General features: G+C 42.8%; 28 protein-coding genes. 1 reads left to right on the top strand and 27 read right to left on the bottom strand.

Annotated features, from left to right (window positions below; all coding sequences use genetic code 11):
• Window positions 1–162 precede the first annotated feature (162 nt).
• From AA0Y26_RS06030 to AA0Y26_RS06005, 6 genes are read right to left on the bottom strand one after another with little or no spacing between them, the layout of a single operon-like run.
• A complete protein-coding gene (locus AA0Y26_RS06030) occupies window positions 163–1146 on the bottom strand; it encodes a biotin--[acetyl-CoA-carboxylase] ligase (protein WP_413366030.1) in 984 nt (327 codons plus the stop codon).
• Complete coding sequence (locus AA0Y26_RS06025; RefSeq protein WP_413366028.1) at window positions 1124–2299, bottom strand: CCA tRNA nucleotidyltransferase; 1176 nt, start codon at window positions 2297–2299, stop codon at window positions 1124–1126. The genes AA0Y26_RS06030 and AA0Y26_RS06025 overlap by 23 nt, the downstream gene beginning before the upstream one ends.
• Entirely contained in the window at window positions 2296–3432 is a 1137-nt protein-coding gene (bshA, locus tag AA0Y26_RS06020; RefSeq protein WP_413366026.1) for an N-acetyl-alpha-D-glucosaminyl L-malate synthase BshA, read from the bottom strand. The genes AA0Y26_RS06025 and bshA overlap by 4 nt, the downstream gene beginning before the upstream one ends.
• Window positions 3433–3463: 31 nt before the next feature.
• Complete coding sequence (gene mgsA / locus AA0Y26_RS06015) at window positions 3464–3868, bottom strand: methylglyoxal synthase (RefSeq protein WP_413366024.1); 405 nt, start codon at window positions 3866–3868, stop codon at window positions 3464–3466.
• Window positions 3869–3880: 12 nt separating this feature from the next.
• Entirely contained in the window at window positions 3881–4675 is a 795-nt protein-coding gene (dapB, locus tag AA0Y26_RS06010; RefSeq protein ID WP_413366022.1) for a 4-hydroxy-tetrahydrodipicolinate reductase, read from the bottom strand.
• A complete protein-coding gene (locus AA0Y26_RS06005; RefSeq protein ID WP_413366020.1) occupies window positions 4668–5003 on the bottom strand; it encodes a nucleotide pyrophosphohydrolase in 336 nt (111 codons plus the stop codon). Before AA0Y26_RS06005 ends, dapB begins: the two co-directional genes overlap by 8 nt.
• Window positions 5004–5152: 149 nt before the next feature.
• Between AA0Y26_RS06005 and AA0Y26_RS06000 the strand changes: the two genes are divergently transcribed.
• Window positions 5153–6019, top strand: a complete 867-nt coding sequence (locus tag AA0Y26_RS06000) for a YitT family protein (RefSeq protein ID WP_413366018.1) — start codon at window positions 5153–5155, stop codon at window positions 6017–6019.
• Window positions 6020–6127: 108 nt separating this feature from the next.
• On the opposite strand, the gene AA0Y26_RS05995 is transcribed toward AA0Y26_RS06000, so the two are convergent.
• From AA0Y26_RS05995 to AA0Y26_RS05895, 21 genes are all read right to left on the bottom strand, one after another.
• Complete coding sequence (locus AA0Y26_RS05995; RefSeq protein ID WP_413366016.1) at window positions 6128–7996, bottom strand: PQQ-binding-like beta-propeller repeat protein; 1869 nt, start codon at window positions 7994–7996, stop codon at window positions 6128–6130.
• A 143-nt stretch (window positions 7997–8139) separates the two neighbouring features.
• A complete protein-coding gene (locus tag AA0Y26_RS05990; protein WP_413368078.1) occupies window positions 8140–8814 on the bottom strand; it encodes a zinc metallopeptidase in 675 nt (224 codons plus the stop codon).
• A 65-nt stretch (window positions 8815–8879) separates the two neighbouring features.
• On the bottom strand, window positions 8880–9479 hold the full coding sequence (locus tag AA0Y26_RS05985; protein ID WP_413366014.1) for a DUF1405 domain-containing protein: 600 nt from the start codon (window positions 9477–9479) through the stop codon (window positions 8880–8882).
• A 111-nt stretch (window positions 9480–9590) separates the two neighbouring features.
• On the bottom strand, window positions 9591–10382 hold the full coding sequence (locus tag AA0Y26_RS05980) for a c-type cytochrome (RefSeq protein WP_413366012.1): 792 nt from the start codon (window positions 10380–10382) through the stop codon (window positions 9591–9593).
• Window positions 10383–10422: 40 nt separating this feature from the next.
• Window positions 10423–11097 carry a menaquinol-cytochrome c reductase cytochrome b subunit gene (gene qcrB, locus AA0Y26_RS05975; RefSeq protein WP_413366010.1) on the bottom strand — a complete coding sequence of 225 codons (675 nt, stop codon included), beginning with the start codon at window positions 11095–11097 and terminating at the stop codon, window positions 10423–10425.
• Window positions 11098–11120: 23 nt separating this feature from the next.
• Window positions 11121–11624 (bottom strand): ubiquinol-cytochrome c reductase iron-sulfur subunit, encoded by a 504-nt coding sequence (locus AA0Y26_RS05970; RefSeq protein ID WP_413366008.1) that lies wholly within the window; start codon window positions 11622–11624, stop codon window positions 11121–11123.
• A 158-nt stretch (window positions 11625–11782) separates the two neighbouring features.
• Window positions 11783–12232, bottom strand: a complete 450-nt coding sequence (locus AA0Y26_RS05965) for a YpiF family protein (protein ID WP_413366006.1) — start codon at window positions 12230–12232, stop codon at window positions 11783–11785.
• Window positions 12233–12253: 21 nt separating this feature from the next.
• Window positions 12254–12811, bottom strand: coding sequence for a ReoY family proteolytic degradation factor (locus tag AA0Y26_RS05960; protein ID WP_413366004.1), 558 nt, complete (start codon window positions 12809–12811; stop codon window positions 12254–12256).
• 12 nt (window positions 12812–12823) lie between these two features.
• Window positions 12824–14068 carry a tetratricopeptide repeat protein gene (locus AA0Y26_RS05955; RefSeq protein ID WP_413366002.1) on the bottom strand — a complete coding sequence of 415 codons (1245 nt, stop codon included), beginning with the start codon at window positions 14066–14068 and terminating at the stop codon, window positions 12824–12826.
• A 189-nt stretch (window positions 14069–14257) separates the two neighbouring features.
• Window positions 14258–15544 carry a 3-phosphoshikimate 1-carboxyvinyltransferase gene (gene aroA / locus AA0Y26_RS05950; RefSeq protein ID WP_413366000.1) on the bottom strand — a complete coding sequence of 429 codons (1287 nt, stop codon included), beginning with the start codon at window positions 15542–15544 and terminating at the stop codon, window positions 14258–14260.
• 49 nt (window positions 15545–15593) lie between these two features.
• Entirely contained in the window at window positions 15594–16691 is a 1098-nt protein-coding gene (locus AA0Y26_RS05945; protein WP_413365998.1) for a prephenate dehydrogenase, read from the bottom strand.
• Window positions 16688–17788, bottom strand: a complete 1101-nt coding sequence (gene hisC, locus AA0Y26_RS05940; RefSeq protein ID WP_413365996.1) for a histidinol-phosphate transaminase — start codon at window positions 17786–17788, stop codon at window positions 16688–16690. The genes AA0Y26_RS05945 and hisC overlap by 4 nt, the downstream gene beginning before the upstream one ends.
• 21 nt (window positions 17789–17809) lie before the next feature.
• Window positions 17810–18175: a chorismate mutase gene (gene aroH / locus AA0Y26_RS05935; RefSeq protein ID WP_413368076.1), complete on the bottom strand. Its 366-nt coding sequence runs from the start codon at window positions 18173–18175 to the stop codon at window positions 17810–17812.
• Window positions 18175–19260 (bottom strand): 3-dehydroquinate synthase, encoded by a 1086-nt coding sequence (aroB, locus tag AA0Y26_RS05930; RefSeq protein ID WP_413365994.1) that lies wholly within the window; start codon window positions 19258–19260, stop codon window positions 18175–18177. Before aroB ends, aroH begins: the two co-directional genes overlap by 1 nt.
• Window positions 19261–19262: 2 nt before the next feature.
• Entirely contained in the window at window positions 19263–20444 is a 1182-nt protein-coding gene (aroC, locus tag AA0Y26_RS05925) for a chorismate synthase (RefSeq protein WP_413365992.1), read from the bottom strand.
• Window positions 20445–20889: 445 nt separating this feature from the next.
• Window positions 20890–21660, bottom strand: coding sequence for a CheR family methyltransferase (locus AA0Y26_RS05920; RefSeq protein ID WP_413365990.1), 771 nt, complete (start codon window positions 21658–21660; stop codon window positions 20890–20892).
• Between the two features lie 121 nt (window positions 21661–21781).
• Window positions 21782–22021: a hypothetical protein gene (locus AA0Y26_RS05915; protein WP_413365988.1), complete on the bottom strand. Its 240-nt coding sequence runs from the start codon at window positions 22019–22021 to the stop codon at window positions 21782–21784.
• Window positions 22022–22418: 397 nt separating this feature from the next.
• Window positions 22419–22625, bottom strand: a complete 207-nt coding sequence (locus AA0Y26_RS05910) for a hypothetical protein (protein WP_413365985.1) — start codon at window positions 22623–22625, stop codon at window positions 22419–22421.
• A 124-nt stretch (window positions 22626–22749) separates the two neighbouring features.
• Entirely contained in the window at window positions 22750–23166 is a 417-nt protein-coding gene (ndk, locus tag AA0Y26_RS05905; protein WP_413365983.1) for a nucleoside-diphosphate kinase, read from the bottom strand.
• 86 nt (window positions 23167–23252) lie between these two features.
• Window positions 23253–24227: a heptaprenyl diphosphate synthase component II gene (gene hepT, locus AA0Y26_RS05900; RefSeq protein WP_413365981.1), complete on the bottom strand. Its 975-nt coding sequence runs from the start codon at window positions 24225–24227 to the stop codon at window positions 23253–23255.
• Between the two features lie 19 nt (window positions 24228–24246).
• On the bottom strand, window positions 24247–24951 hold the full coding sequence (locus AA0Y26_RS05895) for a demethylmenaquinone methyltransferase (protein ID WP_413365979.1): 705 nt from the start codon (window positions 24949–24951) through the stop codon (window positions 24247–24249).
• Window positions 24952–24966: the final 15 nt, after the last annotated feature.

Here is a 24966-nt window from a genome sequence, read left to right as displayed (position 1 = left end):
TCGTTTTCTTCCGTCCCTGTCTAAAATAGATCAAGGCAGACTCTTCATAAAATTGAGTAAAGCAGGTACAGTTCACAAAGGATACTGTCCAACTATTAATATAACAATTTTACATGAAGACGTACAGTTTTTAAAATTTTGGTGTTCTAGTAATACAAGGAATCAGCATAGCTCAATATCTGCCGAATAGACACCTTTTATTTCACCAGAAGCCGTTTTGATCTCTAGTACCCCGGCCTCCGTAATACCAACAGCTACACCTTCAATTACCTCACGCAGCGTTGTAGCGCGCACATGTCTTCCGATTGTTGCTGATGCTTTTTCCCATAAAGCTTTAATCGGAGCAAAGCCCTTCTTTACATATTGGTCGCCGTAGGACTCCAAGTAATAAAGAACCTTGGCTACAAATTCTGCGCGATCCACTTCCCTGCCGAGCTCCGCGGAAATAGAAGTAGCAATAGTATGCAGTTCCTCTGGAAAATCCTCCACCTTCTGATTCACATTGATGCCAATACCAATCAGCAGTGCCTGTACACAATCTGCCTCAGCTACCATCTCTGTTAAAATACCTGTACACTTTCGGCCGTTTAGCAAAATATCATTCGGCCATTTGATTTCTGGTTCGAGTTCTGGATATAAAGCCTTCATCGCATTGACAATCGCGACTGCGGCTACCAAAGTAAACTGAGGAGCTTGATGCGGCGGTACATCCGGCTTCAGAATCACAGTCATCCACACACCTTTTCCAGCAGTAGATTCCCATGGCCGAAGCATACGGCCACGTCCAGCCGTCTGTTCTTCCGCAATGACAACAGTGCCGTCTGCTACCCCGTCCCTTACAAAGCCATGGGCGAGGATTTGGGTTGAATCCACTGTACCGAAATGGTGAATGACTTGTCCAACACGCTCTGTCTCCAGAAATGCCTGAATGCGTGCGCCATCCATTCGGTCAGGGGCACTCTTTAAGACATATCCCTTTTTCTTCACCGTTTCGAGTATGTATCCTTCTTCCTGCAAAACCTGAATATGCTTCCAAATCGCTGTACGTGATACACCGAAGTCATTTGCCAGCTGCTGCCCGGAAATTGGCTCCCCGCCTGCTTTTAGTAGTCTTGCTAATAATTCATCTTTTATTGAGAAAGTCATATATGAACCAATCCCTTATCTGCTCTTTATTGTTTTGGACCTCACCGTTGAGCACGTGCTGTAAAACATTATCCATCGCTTCTTTCAGCCAAGGGCCACCTTTTCCTCCATGCCATTCAATGAAGTCATGGCCGTTGACAGCAAGCTCCTGCTTTGCTTGAATCGGTAACGAAGCCTGTTTGAATGAAATCTCCTCTTTTCGGAAAGATGGGATGTTTCCTGTCCAAACCGCAAAGTCATATGCTGTCTCAAGCACCTCTAATTCGTATGTGAAATAATCAAGAGGGAGCCAGCCAGCCTCCAGCTTTTTGTGGGCCTCCAGTACATACTTAATAAAATCTTTTATTTTATTGGATAGACGGTAAGACTGTACAATATCCTGCTGCGCATCATTTAAAAATGATAAGAAAGCCCAGCCAACAGCCGCTTTCTCCGTTTGGAAAGAAGCCCATTTTTCCTGATGAGCCGCTATATTTCCCGGCAAATGATCAGCTAAGCCGCTTTCTATGAGTGAATCAATGCCCGTTTTCGGTAAAGGACTAATCCATATTTTCTCTAGTTCTGCTGCAATACGTTCACGTGCAACAAAGGCTATCTCGTGAGCGTGTTCCTTTACTGCTGACAAGGTCGCAGCTTCAATGGAAAAGCCGAGCTGTGCGGAAAAACGGACAGCTCGCAGCATACGGAGTGCATCTTCTGCAAAACGTTCAGAAGGAATTCCTACAGCCCGAATGATTTGATTGGCAATATCCTCTCGACCGCCATATAAATCAATGATTCGTTCATCTGCATCCATCGCGATCGCATTCATTGTAAAATCCCGGCGTTTCAAGTCCTCTTCTAATGAACGCACAAAAACAACGCCATCTGGCCGACGATGGTCCACGTATTCGCCGTCTGTCCGATACGTTGTCACCTCAATCGGTTCTCCTGCATCTAGCACAAGAACCGTACCATGCTCGATTCCTATGTCGACAGTTTTGCCAAAGACTGTCTTTACTTCCTCCGGCAATGCACTTGTCGCCACATCGACATCATGGCCTAGACGCCCAAGCAAAGCATCTCGAACAGCCCCCCCAACAAATACTGCTTCGAAGCCAGCTTCCTCAAGCTTTCTGATTACCTGTTTCGCCGCTTGCCAATGTTGCTTCATATTCTTACCGATGCCAGCCTTTCATAAAGTTTTTCATATTGCTCAATGATTGCTTCTGATTTAAATTTTGTCTGTACTGCCTCTAGCGCGTGAAGACGGAATTGGGAAAGCTTTTCCTCATCACTTAGCAGTTCAATTGCATAACGTGCTACTGCATCAATATCACCGAGCTCTACAATGAATCCGTTCTCCCCATGTTTGATGACTTCTGGAATACCGCCAATATTCGTACCGATGCCCGGCACCGCACAGGCCATCGCTTCCAATAATACGAGTCCGAATGATTCTTTCTCTGACAGCAAAAGCTTTAAGTCACTAATAGAAAACAGTTCAGCAACATTTTCCTGCTTCCCTAAAAACAGCACATCGTCTGGATAAGGGGACCCTTTCACCTGATCCATCACACGGTGTTTCTCCGGTCCGTCCCCTACAAGTAGAAGCTTCGCCGGCATGGCTTCCCTTACTTTCATAAAAGCTTCAATGATGTGTGGTATATTTTTTATTTTTCGGAAGTTTGATACATGGATAAGCACCCGCTCATCTTCCCTAATACCAAAACGTGCCTTTAAATCTGCACCGTTCATTGGATGGAATACATCCTCATCAACGAAGTTATAAATCGTTTCGATTGGCTTTACTGTCTCGATACGTTCGTACGTCTCTTCCTTCAGTGCATTTGATACGGTCGTCACGATGTCTGAATGATCAATGCCATATTTAATTGCCGGTGCAAGTGTAGAATCCTCTCCGAGCACTGAAATATCCGTTCCATGAAGGGTTGTGACAATGCCGATATCCTCACCGCTCATATCACGCGCTAATACGGCACAGACTGCATGCGGAATAGCATAATGTACATGTAAAATATCTAATTTCTCTTCTTTGATAACATCAGCCATTTTGCTTGCTAATGCAATATCGTATGGTGGGTACTGGAATACAGAATAATTATTTACTTCAACTTCGTGGAAAAAAACGGTTGGATAAATCTTATTCAATCGGAATGGTACGCTAGAGGTAATGAAATGAATCTCATGGCCCCGCTCTGCCAGCATCTTTCCTAATTCTGTTGCAATTACACCTGAACCGCCGACTGTTGGATAACACGTAATACCAATCTTTAATTTTCGCATCCGTTTTACATCCTTTCCCTAATCCAGATTCTTATTGTCGTCTTTCTTGAATCAGTCGCCAATCGACCAACCCTGCATCTAATCCTTTTAAAAGAATTTCTGCCGTTCCCATATTTGTTGCCAGAGGGATATGATACAGGTCGCATAAACGAACAAGCGCCTTTACATCCGGCTCGTGCGGCTGTGCCGTCAATGGATCACGGAAAAAGAACACCATATCCATATCATTATTGGCAATCATAGCACCAATCTGTTGGTCGCCGCCTAATGGACCTGAACGCAGGAGCGTAATTTCAAGCCCTGTTTCATCCATAATGCGCTGCCCAGTCGTCCCTGTTGCAAAAAGTTCATGCTCATCAAAAATATGACGGTACGCGATGACGAACTGAACTAAATTATCTTTCTTTCGGTCATGTGCAATCAATGCAATTTTCATTCTTCCACCTGCTTAAATAATGTTTTCTAGGCCGTATACGAGACTTTCCATCCCAATAACCGTTTCAATACAAAATGCGACGCCGCTCATAAAGGACTCTCGGTTTAATGAGTCATGACGAATTGTCAGTAGTTGACCTTCACCGCCAAATAATACTTGCTGGTGAGCTACTAGTCCAGGCAGACGAACTGAGTGGATTCTCATTCCTTCAAATTCTGCACCCCGGGCTCCTTCATGTGTTTCCTTCTCGTTTGGATGACCTTGTGTTTTTGTCTGGCGTACTTCCGCAATCATTTGAGCTGTCTTTAAGCCCGTACCGCTTGGCGCATCCAGCTTTTTATCATGATGCATTTCAATAATCTCGACATCTGGTAAATACTTTGCAGCCTCACGTGCAAATTTCATCATCAGAATTGCACCAATCGCGAAATTTGGGGCAATGATCGCTCCGATTCGTTTTCTAGCTGCAAGTTCTTTTAGTTCTATGAGCTGTTCATCAGTAAATCCAGTTGTTCCAATTACAGGTCGAACATTGAGCTCCAAAGCCTGTTTCGTATGCGTATAGACGGAATGGGGATTCGTCAGATCAACGAGTACATCCGGCTTTGTTTCCTCCACAAGCTGTGCAAAATCAGTAAAGATGGGTACTTCATAAGTACTTGGGAAAGCATCCAGCTCTGCTAATGTCGCTCCTACTTCTTTATAATCCAGGACAGACACAAGCTTCATTCCTTCACGCTTCATCACTGTATGTACAGCTTCCATGCCCATCTTTCCCCGTGCTCCGGCAATTGCTACCTTAATCATGTCTTTCTTCCTTTCGTGTCCAACGATCTTTATCTCTCGTTTCGAATTTATGTAGTACTTGGTGTAGTGCATCTTCTAGTCGAATCCCTTGCGCATTAGCAAAACAAATGAGTGTAAAGAAGAGGTCTCCCAGTTCCTTTTCTATATTATTGTGGTCTACCTGCTTCTTTTTTACATGGCCATATACATGCTGGACTTCTCTTGAAAGCTCGCCTAGCTCTTCCGCAAGACGGGCAAGCATTTCAAACGGCGGGAAATATCCTTCCTCGTACTGGCCGATGTATGCACCAACTTTGTGTTGTAATTGCGTTAAAGTTACTGGTTCCATGCATTCACCCCTCTCTGTTATCGTATAGGAAATGGCGCTGTGTTGTCAAAACATGAAAAATGCAACATAATGAGGATACTGCCATTGTTGCACAAATAGTTACTAGTTTTCAGAATATTTTATCATTATCTGACAAAGGAGGTCTTTTTGTGAAAGGAATCAAATTAAAAAATATTATAGGCATTCTGTTTGGCGCAGCTGTATTCAGCTTTGGCTTTGTTCATTTTAATATGCAGAATGAGCTAGGGGAAGGCGGCTTTAGCGGAATTACCTTAATTCTTTACTTTACTCTCGGCTGGGATCCTGCTCTTATGAATCTTTTATTGAATATCCCTATGTTTATCCTTGGCTGGAAGCTGCTCGGTCGTCGTACTTTTATTTATACATTAATCGGTACAATTGCCGTTTCCTTGTTTTTAAAGCTGTTCCAAGCCTATGAATTCCAGATGAATCTACAGGACGACAAGCTGCTTGTAGCATTATTCGCCGGTGTATTTATCGGGATAGGTCTCGGAATCGTATTCCGCTTTGGCGGGACGACGGGCGGAGTTGATATTTTTGCACGTCTTGCTAATAAATATTTAGGCTGGACAATGGGTAAAACGATGTTCGGATTTGATACAGTTGTTATCTTAATCTCTTGGCTAACTTTCCTAGATGCACGCTCGATGATGTACACGCTTGTTGCTGTCTATATCGGTGGACGAGTCATTGACTTTGTACAGGAAGGCGCCTATTCTGCAAAAGGCGCATTCATCATATCGAATGAAGCCGATGCGATTGCCGATGCGATTACAGAAAAGATGGGGCGTGGTGTGACAATTATTAATGGCCGCGGTCATTTTACAAAGGAAGATCGTGATGTTCTGTACTGTGTAGTAGCACGAAATGAGATTGTTCGATTGAAGTCAACCATCATGGCGATTGACCCACACGCATTTGTGTCGATTGTCGAGGTACGGGAAGCTGCGGGGGAAGGGTTTACCCTGGATGACCAGAAGCAGCCGATTCATTAGTTATTTTCCCTTTTAACCGTACCTCTCCATAGCCTCTTATAGCAACTAATAAAGCGACAGTCCTGTGTACTATACGTGCTGGGACTGCCGTTTATTAGTTTCTTAATTTTATTCCTTTATCTCGATTGCAGAAGCATCATTTGCTATCCCGTTCCATGCCCCGTCCAATTTAAAAGTATAGATTTTTTGCCGATAGACACTTCCTGCTACAGTACCTTCAACAGCCAATACTGAAATATATTGTTCTCCATCCACTTCATATGTTACTGCAGGTGTATTGCTGTCTGCCTTCGTTTCATAATTCCAGACTTCTTTTCCTGTCGCAGCATGAAGGGCACTCACCTGACCATTACTGTTCCCAGCAAATAGGATATCCCCAGCTGTTGCAAGAATACTCGTATATTCGACAGGCTGCCAGTTTACCTGCCAGGCAATTTGATTTGTCTGTACATCGAATGCTGTCAACAAGGCCTGTCTAGATCGACTTGATGCTCTTTCGTTTATATTTCCTACATACATCCTATCTTCCACAGACTTATTTTCACTAATCCCTACTGTCTTTTCCGGCTCACCAAGAACATAATAGTATTCTGTTTTCGGAGAATAGGCGGAAGGCTGCCAATTGTCCCCGTATTGTGGAGAAGGTTCAATCATGGGAAAATCCCAAAACGGTGTGAATGCGGAAGTATATCGACTTTCGAATCCATTACCCAGATCCCCATCCACTACCTCATCTTCTACAGTTGAATGCACTTCATTTTGTTCGATAGAAAGTGATTGAGTTGCTGCCGGCTTTGGATCCTCCCACTGAAATACTGTGTCTTTGTCTTTTTTAACTTCGAACAGCGGTTCTCCGTTCTGTCGGTCAAGTAAATATACCCAACCTTTCTTCCCTGCCTGTCCCAGGGCCTTCTTTTTCTGTTCTTCTTCTCCTATATCAAACAGAACGACTGGATTTGCTGCATCTACAGACCGCTCTTCTGCATTTTCATCCTGGAAATGCCATTTATATTCGCCCGTTTTTGCATTAACAGCTACTACGAGACTAGCATACAATTGGTTCTCCTCATATTTACTAGTAGATTCATCTATCATAAGACTAGCTGCAAAATAAATTGTATCCAATTCTGAATCCACGGCAGGTGTGTTCCATACAGGTGCTATATCTATCTCTTCGTGCAATCCTTTCCCCTCTACATTCGAGCTTTCCAGCTGGTTATACGCTTCTGGTAATCCATCAAACGTCCATATATCTCTTCCATCCTCTGCACTAAACGCTATCATTGATCCAGTGAGACCATCCTTTCCGCCGGTCACACCTGTATAAACCTTGCCGTTATAATAAAGCGGTGCACTGGTGATACGGTATCCTTGCTGCCAATCTGCTACTTCCTTCTCCCAGATGACGCTGCCTGTTTTCTGGTCTAATGCAACAAGCGTTGCATCGAAGCGGTTCACATATACTTTCCCTTCGGCAACAGCCACACTACGGGTTGTTCTACTGCAGCAATTATCTTCCTTTACATCTTGAATTTTTGGATGATACCCCCACAATTTTTCCCCCGTTTTGGCATCTAATGCTACTACATCTCCTAATCCCATGGCTACATACATGACATCACCTACTACAATCGGAACCGCCTCCCCTAAGGAATCATCATTTATTCCCGTTCCGAGATCTGTTGCCCATGTAGGTTTCAAATCCTGAATTGTCCCAAGATTGACTTCACTTAATTCAGAATAACGTCGATTGTAATAGTCTCCCCCGTATGTCGTCCATTCTTCTTTGGCAAATTCACCCGTACGTTCTTTTGGTTCAGGTGAAAAAATGGCATAGCCGCCCTCTCTTCTTCCTGATTCTTTTTCGGGCAAAGTATTTTTAGTAATGAGAATGGATAGATAAGCAATTCCACCGATAAACACAATTACTATGACGGCAGATAGTATAATTTGCAGCCTAGCTTTTCTAAAATCCATTTACCCCCTCCTCTATTTTCTCTACAAGATACGTCAGTGGAATCTATTACATGACTAAACAGCCTAAATTAAAAATAAAAATCAATAGTTTTCCTCTACAAAAAAACCGCCCAAACAGAAATTCTGTTTGGACGGAAGTTAATCTAATCATCCGAACGCATACCAGTGTAAATCAATACAAGACGTAAAAGTTCAAGTACTGCTACTGCTGTTGCTGCAACATATGTCATTGCTGCTGCGTTCAATACTTTACGAGCACCTGCTTCCTCATTGTTGCCAATGATTCCAAGTGATACTACTTCATTCATCGCCCGCTTCGAGGCATCAAATTCTACTGGTAATGTAACAACTTGGAATACCACACCTGCTAATAAAAGAATGATCCCTAGTAAAAGGAACCCAGAGCTTGAAGCAAAGATCCCAATCATTACGAAAATCCAAGACATATTAGAAGAAATATTCGCAACTGGTACCAGTTTAGCACGCAATGTTAAAAAAGAGTAAGCTTCTTTATGTTGGATAGCATGACCGACCTCGTGGGCTGCTACTGCAATACCAGCTAAAGATGATTCATAATAGTTAGATTCCGAAAGGGCAACCGTTTTTGTAGCTGGATTATAATGGTCGGACAAAATACCTTGTGTAGGTACAACACGTACATCCGTCAACCCATGATGATCCAAAATCATACGTGCTACTTGAGCACCCGTCATTCCACGTTGTGCAGTCACCTCTGAAAATTTACGATACGTACTTTTTACTTTCATTTGTGCATACAACGGCAAAAGCAAAATGACAGCAAAGTATACAATATACATTCCTAAACCCAATTATATTCTCCCTTTCTATAAGTAGCTTTCTATAAGATAATTTTATCTAGTTTTTAGAACACTTGCAAATGTTTGCGCTTGCTATACACTACATAGGCGAGCGCAATACAAACAATAGACAGCCAAAATGTAAAGTAGCCAATATTATTTGCATATTGCGCGAGTACACGATAAACAGGCATTTGGCCAAATACATAGTCGATGACGTCATTATGCAATGTCCAAACAGCTCCTATTACAACATGTCCAAAACCAAATGCATACTTCGGGATATACAGGATTGCCTGTACTGCCATCATAAAATGGGAAAAGACAAGCATCCAGCCGTCTGGACGTAGTGATCCTAATTCAGCTAATGTCAGGATGTTCATTACAACCGCCCATAAACCGTATTTGACTAATGTAATCAATGCCAAAGCTTCCAACAGCTTAAAGTTTTTGCCGAACAGCCAGCCAACAAGAGCCAAGCAGAAGAAAAGGCTTGCTGTCGGACTATCTGGTACAAAAATATAGAATATTGGTTCAGTAGCCGCTAATTGTCCTTGATACCAATAATAACCGTAAATAGTACCTAAAAAGTTAATAATGAGCACCACAGTCATAAACGCACGATGCGTTAAAAGATACCAGCATTTTATGAAAAACGTTTGCATGTATGTTCTCCCTATTCTTACGATTCAACTCGTACAAAGTTTCATCTTTTTTCGACTTTTTTTGCGGAATTGGAAAAAAAGAGAGCCAGCGAACTGACTCTCTTGTTATAACTACTCTTCTTTTAAACCTGCAATATACTGAGCTAAAACTTCAAGCTCTTCCTCAGTACCGCTGAATTGACCAGCTGGCATACCGCCACGGCCGTTAACAATTACTTCTTTAACTTCTTCAGCCGTTAATTCGTTGCCTAATAGCATTGGACCGGAAACCCCTTCAAAGTCACCGCCGTGACATCCAATACATGAAGCATTTGCTTCATAAATCAAATATCCGTCAGCTTCTTTATCAACTTCTACATCAGGCAGCAGCCCTAAGTCAGCATCCGTAATTTCACCTTGTGCGTCAATTGTTTCCCAGTTTGTAGAATGCACAGATTCCCAAGTTAAGAATACCATCGCAGCAAGAGTTAATAGCATGATTGCAGTTGGCAATGGACGCTTAGATGGACGACGCTCTGGTGTAGTGTCCAGGAATGGCATTAATGCTAAAGCACCGAATGCAATTGCCGGCATAACTACAGCTCCAATTACATTATAAGCACCTGAAGCATAAGTATATTTCAATAATTGGTACATGAAGAAGAAGTACCAGTCCGGTAACGGAGTATAAGTAGCATTTGTTGGATCTGCCGGTCCTTCAAGTGGTGAAGGGTGAGCGACAGTCAATAATAGGTAACCGATTAAGAAAACTGCCCCTACCATCCATTCCTTTAATAGGAAATCTGGCCAGAAAGCTTCTGTTTTCCCCGGATACTCGGAATAATCTTTTGGCTTGTTCGGCATACGGTTATTCGCTTTAACACGCGAGTCGCCTACAAACTTCATTCCTTTTCCGCGTTGCATATTGTCCCCTCCTTAAAAAATCATCAAAACATTGTTTAAATCATAGTGGTCCTGAAATACCTTGACGACGAATCATGATAAAGTGCGCTGCAAGTAAAGCAAATAGTACAGCAGGCAAGAAGAATACATGAATTGCAAAGAATCGTGTTAACGTTTGCGCCCCAAGGATTACCGAGTCACCTGCTAAAAGAATCTTAATATATTCACCAATAAATGGTACAGATGCCGCGATTTCGATACCTACTTTTGTTGCAAACAACGCTTTCATGTCCCAAGGAAGTAAATAACCTGTGAAACCTAAGCCCATCATTACACCGAAAATACCTACACCAACAATCCAGTTTAATTCACGAGGTTTCTTATAAGAGCCTGTGAAGAATACACGAAGTGTATGTAAGAACATCATTACGATTACTAATGAAGCCCCCCAGTGGTGCATACCGCGAACGATTTCACCGAAAGCTACTTCGTTTTGTAGATAATAAACTGATTTCCAAGCATTCTCTACGTCCGGTACGTAGTACATTGTTAAGAACATACCAGATAAAATTTGAATTACTGTGATGAAGAATGTCAATCCACCAAAACAATAAACGAATGCTGAGAAGTGATGTGCAGGGTTAACGTGCTCTGGCACTTCGTGGTCGGCAATATCACGCCAAATAGGAGTGATATCTAAACGCTCATCGACCCAATCATAAATTTTATTTAGCACTGATGTCGTACCCCCTAACTAAATTATGCAAAACTATTTGCGAATTTTTTCCCAAGCATTAAATAGCCATCTTTTTCAGACACTTCATATTGATCTAAAGGTCCTGTTGGTGGTGTGTTTGGAACATTCACCCCTGTTTTTTCATAACGTCCACCGTGACATGCACAATAGAATTGGTCTGGGTATGCTGAATCTCCAGCCCAGTTTACCGTACACCCTAAGTGCTTACATACTGGTGAAAGCGCTACGATTTCGTCACCATTCTTATACACCCAAGCTGCGTCAGTTACTTCAGACTTGTACCAAGCATCAACTTGTTCATATGAGAAGTCAACTTTTACTGGTGCTTCCGTAAGCTCATCAACTCTTTGACCTGTTAAGACAAAGTCACCTTCAGCTTTTGTCTGTAAGACCGGATCAATTGCGAAACGTACCATCGGCATTAACATACCAGCTGCCATAAATCCACCAACACCTGTAATTGTGTAAGTTAAAAATTGGCGTCGTGTTACTCGATTATTACTCAATCCTTTTCCCCCCTCTAACTAAAAGGTCAGTCCAACGGACATATACTTTTACAAATAGTAACAACTAGGACATATATATGATATATCAATAAAATAGGTTGGTCAATAACGCATTCGTTCGTTTTCGACTTATTGTGAACATTTGATGAATCAAATGTTTAGACGCTTGTCCAGGCACTCGTAAACGTTGGAATGACCTGCTTTAGCTGGTCTTCCAAGATTCTTTGCTTCACCGCTTTATCCATTGATTCAAGAGGGATAGCTGGCATCCAAATGACAACTATTTCCCCCTCGATAGTTGTCCAATGGTGGTCACATGTCATAAAAAAGATATGTTTAAAGCCTGCTGATTGGAGCTCATCTTTTATCGTTTCTGGTCGAATTGCGTCTTTTAATGCTGGCGTATAGGAAAATGGGGGTGTTACAAGCAACCGGCCTTTGAATTGTTGTTCGATAAAAGCCGTAAGCGACATTAAAAACTCTGCCGCTGAACTGCTTTGTCTACTACGATCATCAGCAAACTCTAAACTTAGCAACGGTACAATCGCCGTGTCGATGAATTGCTTTTGTGATTGGAACTGTTCTATATCTTTAACGTTAAAAAACATGCTTTCTCTTCCTTCCAGATCTCATGGTTGTGATGAGGTATGTTTCAAAGCTTGCAGCAAATTTGACAGCTCAAAGAAACGTTCCTTATCCCCTGCATCAAGCGCCTCATCTATTTGGCGCAAGATCTTTTCCTCCTGGAATGCGAGCATACTATCCTTCAAAAGCTGCTCTGCAATCACTCGGTCCTTCTCACTGATGTGAAGGGATTTAGGCATATACGGATTTTCTTCGAGCACAGACAAGTAGTGTATATGCGGCGGAATATTTGGGAAATTAATTTGTATGAATATGCTTTCATCTGGATTCAAACGTAAATCATGAAAAGATTTCTCGGCATCACTTGTCATGACATTCCCTTTATAGAAGCGGAATGGGACACCTGTATGTTCCACAGAGGACATAACCATCGCACGCGGACAATAATGCGCCTCCTCTACAAAGTGGACGTGCTCAAGCAGACGGTCATTACTTAACAAATAATTTAAAATCCACACACATTCTCTTCTCTTTAATTGATGGTTTTTCAAAAACCATCGTATAAATGTTTTTTTCTCTAATACTGGGATGGAAGAAGTCATCCTATTCCCCCTTTATTCAAAGCGTTCAAGTAAGTTTTGCCATTCTTGCTCTGTCGGTTCTAGGTGGGCAAGCTGCTTTGCTACCGCATAAGCCTCATCCTGCCTGCCGTCTTCAAGCAGGAAGTAACAATATTTCTCTAAAAACGACACATCTTCTTTAAAATCATTATATGCGTTTTTGTAAATTTCATATGCTTTGGCAAACTCCTCCTCTTTATCATACGCTTCTGCTACATAAGGATAAAGGGCTGTCCAGTCAAAATCTTCATTTTGCAGGTGCTCAAATAATTGTATGACTTCACCATAGCGCTCTTCCTGCGCATAAATCGACATCAATACAAGCGTTGCCTCCATATATTCTGGATCTAACGCAATTGCCTGCTGCAGATGTTTTTCCGCCTCATCCGGCAGGCTATTCTTCAGCGCCATCTTACCGGCAAACAAGTATAGAGCCTTGTCATACTCATCTCGCGTTAACCCTTCCTGAATCGCTTTGTATGCTCGCTTATTGTCTTCAAGCATAGCGTAGCTTTCCGCCAGTAACAGGTACCCTGAGAAATAATCCGGATCCAGCTCCTTTAAATCTTCTAGCTGCTGGATGGCCATTTCATATTTTTCCGATTGGAAGGCAGCATAGGCTGATCCGAACAATAAGTCCGGTGTCACCTCTTCTTCTAGTGCCTCCATATAATAATCGAGCGCCGTTTCATAGGCGGCACCCGCCCGGTATACCTCCGCGAGACGCGCAGCAAGCAGAACCCCCGCAAATTGCTTATCCTTTTGATACAGTTCCTCGTAAATACGAGCTGCTTCCGTGAATCGGCCGGTCTCAAATAGCAGCTCAGCCTTAGCGAACTGTAATAGCGGTTCATTCGGCAGCAGTTCGAGTGCATCATTAATCCGCTTTTCCGCCACCTCGAATAATCCCTGCATCTGGTAATAATCCGCCATCACAAGAAGCGCCTGTGGATATTCAGGAGCATCATCCGGCACGGAAAGCAGAAGTTCCAAAGCCTCATCTTCATTTCCCATTTCCATAAAGACGTTTGCTCGGTCGATTGTAATTTGTGCTTCTTCAGGGAATAGGAATGCCAAGTGTTCGAGTACTCGGTTCGCTTCCTCTAAATAACCATAATGCATAAGCAGTTCCGCCGCTTCATATTGCTCACCCGGCGCTTCATTCATCAAAAACGTTTCTAAAAACGCATTGACTTGTTGCAGATCGCCATTCTGAATGGCTTGTAGCATTTCATCCATAGATACTTTCACCTTTTCCATCTTAGTCATTCTTTATGCTACCGTACGATTGATTGCTAAACAAGGAAAAAGGATTCAGTTAAAACAGTATCCTGAAATATTTTGCAAGTTATACTTCTATATGAAGAAAAGTGCAGACACAAGCAGATTTTCTATCCTGCCTACACTTCCTACACTTCCTTCACTGGATTAACCGTCAATCAATGAATCAATATGTTCAAAAAACGTTGGGTAAGATACGGCAACACAATCCGCATCATCAATATCTACAGGCCCGTCTGTAATAAGGGCTGCCACCGCTGCCATCATTCCGATACGGTGATCCCCATAAGACTGCAAGGCTCCGCCATGCAGCTTCACCGGCCCATTTATGACCATTCCATCATCCGTCGCTTCGATATCCGCGCCCAGTTTTTTCAACTCGGTGACAACGGCTGTAATACGGTCTGTTTCTTTCACTTTTAGTTCTTCAGCATCCTTGATAATTGTCTTGCCCTGTGCTTGTGTGGCAAGCAAAGCAAGGACAGGAATTTCATCAATTAAGCGTGGGATAATTGCTCCCTCAATTGTTGTCCCTTTCAAGTTCGAAGTTCGGACAGTAATTGCTGCTGTAGGCTCTGCTGCTTGTTCGTCCTCGATTACGACATCCAAATCAGCTCCCATTGCCTGTAGTACATCAATAATGCCTGCGCGCGTTTCATTTACTCCTACATTTTTCAAAATAACCTCGCTCTCTTGTGCTACAGCACCGGCTACAAGGAAAAAGGCAGCAGATGAAATATCGCCTGGTACGCTAACATGTGTTCCTTTTAACTTCTGTCCTCCTTCAAAGGAGACAACGCCGTTTGCTGTTTCCACCTTTGCTCCAAACTGACGAAGCATACGTTCAGTGTGATCTCGTGATATTTCCGATTCACGGACAATTGTCGTGCCTTTTGCGCGAAGACCAGCTAGCAGAATAGCTGATTTTACCTGAGCGCTGGCTACAGGCATCGTATAATCGATCGATGAAAGTTCCGTTCCTTGGATAGCAAGCGGTGTATACTGCCCTCCATCACGGCCTGCAATTTGGGCACCCATTTGCCGAAGTGGATCCACTACACGGCGCATCGGACGTTTGCCGATTGATGCGTCACCTGTCATGATTGTATGTAACTTCGTGCCTGATAAGATCCCGAGCATAAGACGAGTCGTTGTACCGGAATTACCTGTATACAGTACTTCTTTCGGCTCCTCCCACGCATCCATCCCTGCACTTTCAATTTTTACATTCGTTCCTTCCACATCAATTTTCACGCCAAGCTTGCGGAAGCAATCGATTGTGCTTAAACAATCCTCCCCTAGCAGAAAGCCCTCTACTGTTGTAGTTCCTTCTGCAATAGCGCCAAACATGACAGAACGGTGTGAAATTGATTTATCACCAGGCACTTGAATTTCTCCCCGCAGGCTAGGACGCTTATAATCCATCGTTTTCATAAAAAATCCTCCTTTTGAAAAAGAGCAAAAAGCATACATGCTTTTTGCCTTATGAAATATACGTATCAAAATTTGCCCGTCTTGCAATGCATTTTGCTGCCTGTTCACGATCCTCTGCTGAACTGAAGCTGATAACCAAAATACCGAAGACGTCTTCTCGTGTTTCCACGATGCGAATATTAGTAATGCTGATTTGATCTTCTGCCAGATAGCCCGTTACTTCAGAGATAACCCCTGGATAGTCTGGCACATCAACATATAAGTCGTATGGTACAAATAATGCACCCGATGAAGTTGGCAGTGCATCACGTACTTCCTTCGCTACAGCAAAATATTGTTCAATCATCTCATCGCTTCCGTCAACGAGCAGCGATTTTACACGATGCATCTCTGCCAGCCACTGTTCAAGCTGATCGATGAGTTCCTCTCGATTTTGGACAGTAATATCCCGCCATAAAATCGGGTTGGACGAGGCAATCCTTGTAATATCGCGAAATCCTCCTGCTGCAAGTGAACGCGTCATTGGCAGCTGGGCATTTTCCAGCTGCAGCTGGTGCACGAGCGATGCAGCAACAATATGAGGGAAGTGGCTGACAACAGCTGTCATGTGATCATGTTCTGCTGCATCAACCTTTACAAGTTTTCCGAGCGTGTATTTTAATAGTTCTTCGAGTTGGTCAATCTTTTCTATTCCTTCATTTTCAAAAGGCGTCAGCATATAATACGCATTTTCAAAAAGATATGGCTTTGCTGCTGTTACACCACTCTTATGCGACCCGGCCATCGGATGTCCTCCGATAAACGTAATGCCCATTTCTTTGAGCTCTTCCGCCTTTTTCATGATTAATGCCTTTGTACTGCCTGTGTCAGTGACGATAACATCCTTTTTTAATACCCAATCCTTTAGCTGCTCCATCCATTTCAGTGTTGCACTCACCGGGGTGCCGAAAATAATGAAATCCATTTCCTCTGCCACTTCTGCTGGATTCTCAACAATTTCATGAACAACTTTTAACGTTTTCGCCAATTCTCTTGTTTGCGGTAATGCATCATAGCCGAATATTTTTGTCTGTGGAGACTTTTGCAGGGCAAGGGCAATCGAACCGCCAATGAGCCCCAGCCCAATGACAAGCACATTCTTCGTCATGCAAGTACTCCTTGCAGCTGCAGTACTTCTTCAAGCAGGAATAGGAATTTGGCGTTTTGTTCCTCCGTTCCAATTGTTACACGGATATAGCCAGGTGCTCCTAATGCAGCGCCACTTCGGATAATGAAGCCTCTTTTCATCATTTCCTCGAATACGATATTGCTGTCTGCCTTCACTTCAAATAATACAAAATTAGTTTGGGATGGGTAGTAATGTAGTCCGTGTTTTTCGCACCATTCAACGAATTGCTGTTTGCCTTTTTCATTGGCTTCACGGCAGCGCTCAATATATGCTTGATCCTCTAGGGCGATCATTGCTATCTTTTGACTCAAAATTGTATTGTTGAACGGAGCCCGCACCGGATCCAGCTTGGCAATTGTCTGCTCTTGGGCAATGCCATAACCTATACGGAATGAAGCAAGACCATACGCCTTCGAGAATGTGCGCAGTAGGATGACATTTTCATATTGACGGAAGTATTTTAATGTATTTTCATGTGATGGGTCGTTCACATACTCGATATATGCTTCATCAAGTACCACAAGAACATCAGCTGGCACCTGCTTTAGGAAGTCCTGCAGTTCTACATCTGTTACAAGTGTACCTGTCGGATTATTCGGGCTGCAAACCCAGACAACAGATGTATTTTCATCGATTGCCTGCAGCATTGCCGGCAAGTCATGCCGCCCATCTACGCATGGTACTTTACGCACTTCTGCTCCTTCGATATCGGCATTATGCCAATATTGAGAGAAGGAAGGGTCAGCCATGACGGTATTGACACCTGGATACAACAATGCACGTGTAATAATCGCAATCAAATCGTCCGAACCATTTCCAAAAATAAGCTCTGTTTCCTTAACGCCTAGATGATTTGCTACTGCTGTACGCAAATCCTGAGCATACCCGTCTGGATAAATCGCATGGATTGATTCATCCTGCTGTAAAAATGCCTTTACTTTCGGCGAGCTGCCAAAGGGATTTTCATTAGACGCAAGCTTTATTACTTCTTCTAAGCCATACATTTTTTTCACTTCTTCAATGGGTTTACCTGGCTGGTATGCTTTCATTCCGTGAATCTGTTGTTTCCATTTCATTTTGCACTTCTCCTCTTTATCCTATTTCCGCACTAAATCTGGTCTTAATTTTACTGCATCATGTAAATATACATGCTTTATATCCTGCTGTGCTGCTTCTGTATTTACATGCATCAGTACGCGGATACATAGCGGCAGGCCGCCTGGTACGTCCATCTCATGTGTGCACATGATCGGCACATATTGCCAGCCATCCATCGACCTGACTGATTTAGCTGGAAAGGCAGATTTAATATCTGTCGTTGTTGAAATCGTGATGGATGCGATATCTTCCGGTACAATATTATTTTCCTTTGCCATCTCAACAACAAGGAATGCTGTCTCCGCCCATACAAAATCCTCTTTATCTATAGGAATTGTCGTTGCTCCTCTAACACCGCGAATCATCATTCCACCTCCGATAGTAATTTTCTTAACTCAGTATCGACTTCCTCACACTCTGAAAGTTCGATTTTCTTTATATATGGCTTGCCGATGTCCTCTAACAAGACGAACTGCAATTGACCATAATCGGCTTTTTTATCCTTTACTAAATAATCCTTTAGCTGTGCAAAAGTATAATTATTTACAGCGTCAAATGGGTAGCCGTTTTCACGTGCGAACTGATAGAACTTTATCGTAACGTCTCGCGTGATCGCTCCGTATCTTTCGCTCAACAGCAAGCAGTACACAAGTCCGATCATCACTGCTTCACCATGGGCCAGCCCCCCGTAACCAGCCGCTGCTTCAATAGCATGACCATACGTGTGCCCAAGGTTTAGAAACTTACGTACTGATTGTTCTGTCTCATCTTCTTCCACAATTCTTGCCTTCACTGACACCCCTTTTGCCAAATAGTCAGCAAGCATCAGTTCATCAAGCTGTGAGACTTTTTGCTGCATCAATTCATTTAGCCAGGCCGGGTCGGAAATCATCGCATGTTTGATTACCTCTGTCATCCCTGAGAGAACTTCCCTGGTCGGCAGCGTCTTAAGGAACCGTATATCGTATAGCACAGCTTCCGGCTGGTAGAAAGCGCCGATCATATTTTTGCCAAGTGCATGATTAATAGCTGTCTTGCCGCCTACCGCAGAGTCATGCGCTAAAATCGTGGTAGGCACTTGGACGAATGGGATTCCGCGCATATATGTAGCAGCGACAAAACCTGCAAGATCGCCTACTGCACCGCCTCCTAATGCGATAATCAGCGATTTACGTGTACATTTTTTTTCAAGCAGGAAAGTGTGTGCAGCGTTGAAGTTATCAAATGACTTGCAGCTTTCTCCAGCAGGCATAATCAATTTGTGAAATGGATAGGGACACGAGGAAGTAAAATAATCTCCCTGTGCTGCCCATACATGTTCATCCGTCAGTACAATTAGCTGATCAGCCGTTTCAAATAAATTTCTATAACTTTCAAACGCTTCTTTCAGCATAGCGCTGCCAATAATTACTTCATATTGATGGGAGGCTGCACGAACTGGAATCTTCATTTTTAAAACTCCTTTGCAAGCTTGTGCATTTCCTCGATTTGAGCCTTCAAATGGGGCAGCTGATCGCTATGGAATTGATCTACAATAGCCGCTGCGATTTCCCAGGCAATAACATGCTCTGCTACAACGGAAGCTGCCGGTACTGCACAGCTATCGCTGCGTTCAACGCTCGCCTTAAACGTTTCCTTCGTTTCGATATCGACACTGTTCAACGGTTTATAAAGTGTCGGGATCGGCTTCATCACACCACGCATAACAATTGGCATACCTGTAGTCATACCGCCTTCCAGTCCGCCTAGATTGTTCGTTCTGCGTGTATAACCACTCTCTTCATCCCAAATAATTTCATCATGCACCTGTGAGCCTGGTCTACGTGCTGCTTCAAAGCCAATGCCGAATTCCACTCCCTTGAATGCATTGATAGAAAGCATCGCCTGCGCCAGTTTTCCATCCAGCTTGCGGTCGTAATGTACATATGAACCAATACCTGCCGGAAGTCCTTCTACAATAACTTCGACGATTCCCCCAATAGAATCGCCCGCTTTTTTCGCCGCGTCGATTGCTTCTACCATTTTGGCAGAGGCCTCAGGGTCTACTGTATAGCAAGGGTCCTCCTCAATAATAGTACGGATTTCTTCTATCGATTTCCCTGTTACCTTCGAGACATCTGCTTTAATGCCCGCAATTTCTGTTACGTAAGATACAACCGATATGCCTAATTCGTTTAACAATGCTTTTGCAACGGAGCCTACAGCCACGCGAACCGTTGTTTCGCGGGCGCTAGAACGCTCCAATACATTACGTAAATCACGATGTCCATATTTAATACCCCCGACCAAATCCGCGTGTCCAGGACGCGGGCGGGAAATTTGACGCTTAATTTCGTTAGGATCGACATCTTCCGGCAGTTCTGCTGCACCCATAATTTTTGTCCAGTGCTTCCAATCATCATTTGTCACGACAAGAGCAACAGGTGACCCTAATGACTTGCCGTGACGTACGCCCGATACAATCTCTACCGTATCTGTTTCAATCTGCATACGTCGGCCGCGACCATGCCCGCCCTGTCTACGCTTCAAATCATAATTAATTTTCTCTGCTGAGATTGGCAGAAGAGAAGGCAATCCCTCAATAATTGTTGTTAATTGTGGTCCATGAGACTCACCTGCTGTTAAGTACCGCATATAAAACACTTTCTCCCTTCAACTCGCTAAAGTATGTATTTTTCACTATAACATATCTGACTGTAAAATACAGTACGTATGCGGAAATAAACTTCGTTAGTTATGAATATTCTGAACGTTTTTCATTCAACAACACCTCCGCATAACCGCTCCGGAGGTTTTTTACTTCTTTTTGTACACGGTAGGGTATCTATCAAAAATGTATCATTTCTTGAAGACATTCTACCTCTTATAAAGGTGTGAGACTTGTGCTGAGAAGCTAAAATGTCATACCTAGCATCAATATTTCATAGTCAACTGTCACGCTTTACTACCAGAATCTCCGCTTGCCCTTTTCTGGCCTGCTAAATAAACAACGCCTTTCGTGTAAAGACGAAAAGCGCCGGTATCCCGTATGAACGTTCAGCCTCATTGAGCAACCTGCATGCCTTATGACCAACCGCTTCTATTTTTTTCGATAGAAGAATGTATCCTCTACCTCGAATCCATAACGGCCCGGGTTAAAAATTTGTTCGGTAGATCCTACAAATAGAATACCACCTGGGCGTAAAGATTTGCTGAAATTCTCATAAATCTGGTCTTTTGCCTCTTCAGTAAAGTAAATCATTACGTTTCGACAAACAATTAAATCAAAATTGGAATCATAATGATCCTTTAATAAATTATGCTTCTTGAAGCCTACCGTACGTTTAATATCCTCACTTACTTTATAATACGGCCCCTCTTGCTTGAAATATTTAGCTTGTACATCTTTCGGCACCTCTGCAAGAGACCTTTCGGGATAAAGTCCTAACTTTGCTTTTTGAATCACATTTTCATCCAGGTCAGTGGCCAATATGTTAATCTGAGACAGCGGTATGTAATGAGACAGCACCATTGCCAAACTGTATGGCTCTTCACCAGTAGAGCAGGCAGCACTCCAAACTTTCAGTCGCTTGTTCGCAGCTAGCAGCTTCGGTAAAATTTTATTTTGCAATACTTCCCATCGCTTGCCGTTACGATAAAACTCGGATACATTGATGGTCATACGATCGAGAAACTCGTTCATCAAATCGCGGTCCTTTTCTAGAGCCGAAAGAAACTCCACAAAATTTTTATAGCCTTTCTTCTCATATAAAGACGTCAGGCGCCGTTTCATTTGCGCTTCCTTATATAACGCCAGGTCAATCCCTGTTCTTCGCTTTATGCCTTCAATAAATTGTTCATAATCTGACATCGTGCCACATCTTCCCCTCTGACGCATTGTATCATTCATTATAGCGGAAAATGGACCTTACAGAAATAGTAAATCTGTTAAAACTCCTTGAATCTTATTTGTTGCTCTCTACTAAAAAATACTATTCAGTAAATTCCAGACGCTTATGAGATTCCAGCACCATCTTGGATTGTTCAAGCTCCAGGCGCATTTTCTCCGTTTCATGCGTTATTATTTGCAGGCGCTGCTCCTCCAGTAATAGTTCTTTTTCAGCCAATTGAATCTGCAGCTTGGTCTGCGATCTTTTATGGACCGTATAAATAGCTGTAAGCGGAATAGCCCCTCCAATTAAGATTGCAATAATCGGTATTAATACCCACATTTATAACAACTTCCTTTCCCTATTTTAATTCCTTCTTATCGTAACTTTTTATACCAATAGCTCACTTGTATTCCTTTTTCGTTCCATACCAAAATTATCTACTATCTCCTCTGCTCATTCAATAGATTTATCCTAACTTTTCCATTTTATATAGAAGGAAATTTAAATTCCTTCATAATTTCAGCATAGACCATATGTCCTCCTTTTTATTCCAGTATTTTTGAATCTTTAAAATATGTTTTCCTATTTAACAAAAGAATAGAAGGATAAAATCTTCAGGTGCTTTTCTAATAAGTTGGGCCTATGAAGTAAGATCTATCGATATTCACAAAAAGAGCAGTGGTCAGGTGCTGAATTTCTCTGCCTGCTCACTGCTCTGCCTATAGAATGGTGATTTCTATGCCTCTTTTTTCATTTCGATTAATGCCTGCTTTGACTGCTCCAGCTCCAGGCGCATTCTTTCCGTCTCTTTATCGAACGCTTTAAGGCGCAGCTGCTCTAGTTCGATTTCATGTTTTAGACGCTTCAACTCGATGCTTTTATTTTTTGTCACCATATCCGCAATAATCGCTACTACTGCGATCAGCCCGATTGCTGTCCACATTTTTTATCATCTCCTCCGCCTTTTACATTGGTAGCATACCACAAAATTAGGTATTTATAGAAATGAAAGCACAAAAAAATAGCTATCACCTAGAGTGAGTAGCTATTTGTATAGTAGTTTTAAATTAAACTAGCTCTTCGCCGAACCAAAGACCGATTTCACGCTCTGCTGAAGCAAGAGAATCAGAACCGTGGATTACGTTGTGAGATACAGTTACTGCATAGTCACCACGGATAGTACCAGGTTGAGATTCAGATGGCTTTGTAGCGCCGATCATGATACGAGCTAGAGAAATTACAGATTCGCCTTCCCATACCATTGCGAATACAGGACCTGAAGTAATGAAGTCTACTAATTCACCGAAGAATGGGCGCTCGCTGTGCTCTGCATAGTGTTTTTCTGCTAAGTCACGTGATACGTTCATTAATTTAGCTCCGCGCATTGTGAAGCCGCGACGCTCTAAACGGTCGATGATGTCACCGATTACTTGACGTTCAACGCCGTCTGGCTTAACCATTAAAAAAGTTTTTTCGATAGCCATTATTTTAACACTCCTTTAAATTGGATACAGGTTTTTTCACCTACCGATAAATATTACCAAAATAACATTACCGGTGCAAGCAATACCTAGAATTTACGTTTTCCCATAAATAAGGCGATATCACGCAATTTCTTTTTCATTGGATGTGAAGGCAGTGCCTCTACTTCCTTCAATGCTTTTTTTAAATATTTGTCACTGATTTTTGCAGCTTCCTGAATCGCATCCGATCTACGAACAAGCTTTAGCATTTCTTTCCGTTCTTCCTCAGATAGCGTCCCCTCGATCACCTTGTCGATATACGGACGTACGTGCGGATCATCCTTTAGCAGCAGTGCAGGCAGTGTAATATTCCCTTGCAGTAAGTCACTGCCAGCAGGTTTTCCTAGCTCCTTATCTGTTGCTGTGAAATCAAGGATATCATCGACAATTTGGAAGCTCATGCCTACGAAATAACCATAACGCTTCAATCGTCGTATATTTTCCGGCTCTACCTCTCCGACAATTGCCCCAAGCTCACAGCTGGATTCAATCAGCAGAGCTGTTTTTCGTTTAATACGGCGGAAATAATCCTTGATATTCTGGTCTAATCGAAACTTGTCTTCGATTTGGATTACTTCGCCATTTACGATTTCCACCATCGTCCGTGCCAATATTTGATGAACGCGCGGATGTTGGATAACCGTTACATGCTCAAGCGCACGTGCAAAAATAAAATCGCCCGTATACATCGCTACCCGATTATTCCATTGCGCTTTAACCGTACGTTCTCCTCTTCTCATTTCCGAGTCATCAATGACATCATCATGGACGAGTGACGCCATATGTATCAGTTCAAGCGGGACAGCAATATGTTTTACACGCTCAATATCATACCGCCCCATTTTGGCGCTGAGCAAAACAAATACAGGACGTATCCGCTTTCCGCCCGCTTGCAGAAGATGAAGGGAGGCGTCATTTAACAAGTGTGAAGACGAGTTCAACGCTGTTTCTAATTCTTTTTCGATGACTTCTATATCTGATTTCAGGTCAGCATAGAGCAACTTCAACTTCATCTTTTCCACGTGAACAAACCTTCTCCCACTAAATTTCTTTTTTAAAGCCCATATGCATTGCTGCCGCCCCGCCGCTGTAGCCTTTATATGTTACTTTTTCAAAACCGGCTTCTCGGAACATCGCAGCCAGCTTTTTCATGCCTGGAAAATCATTTGCCGATTCCTGCAGCCATGAATATTCCTTATAACTTTTAGCGAACAATTTGCCAAACATCGGCATGATGTAATTGAAATACAGACGGAATAATTGGCGATAACCAGGGATTTCCGGCTGTGATGTCTCTAGGCATACAACCATGCCGCCCGGTTTCAATACACGGTTCATTTCGCTCAGTACCTGCATGTAATCTGGCACATTTCGCAGCCCAAATCCTATTGTTACATAGTCGAATGTATTATCCTCAAATGGCAGTTCCATTGCATTGCCATGAATCAATTCCACAAAGTCATAAGGCAGTACCTTCTTCTTGCCAACGCTCAGCATGTTTTCACTAAAGTCAAGGCCTTTTACGATGCCGTCTCCGCCAGTTGCTTTCGCTAGAGCAATCGTCCAATCAGCCGTTCCACAACAAACGTCCAGACATACGGAACCCTTTTTAACATTCATGCGTTTCATGACATCATCACGCCACAATTTATGCATTTGGAAACTAATGACGGAATTCATTTTGTCATAGCTGTCTGAAATTTGTTCGAATACTTCATGTACACGTTGTTCCTTCGCTTTTGCCATTTTCTCAAAACCTTT

Origin of the sequence: Lysinibacillus canaveralius, assembly GCF_047301505.1 — a bacterium.
Classification (GTDB): domain Bacteria; phylum Bacillota; class Bacilli; order Bacillales_A; family Planococcaceae; genus Lysinibacillus_B.
The sequence above is the reverse complement of the archived record's forward strand: the minus strand, read 5'-3'. Positions and strand labels throughout refer to the sequence as shown.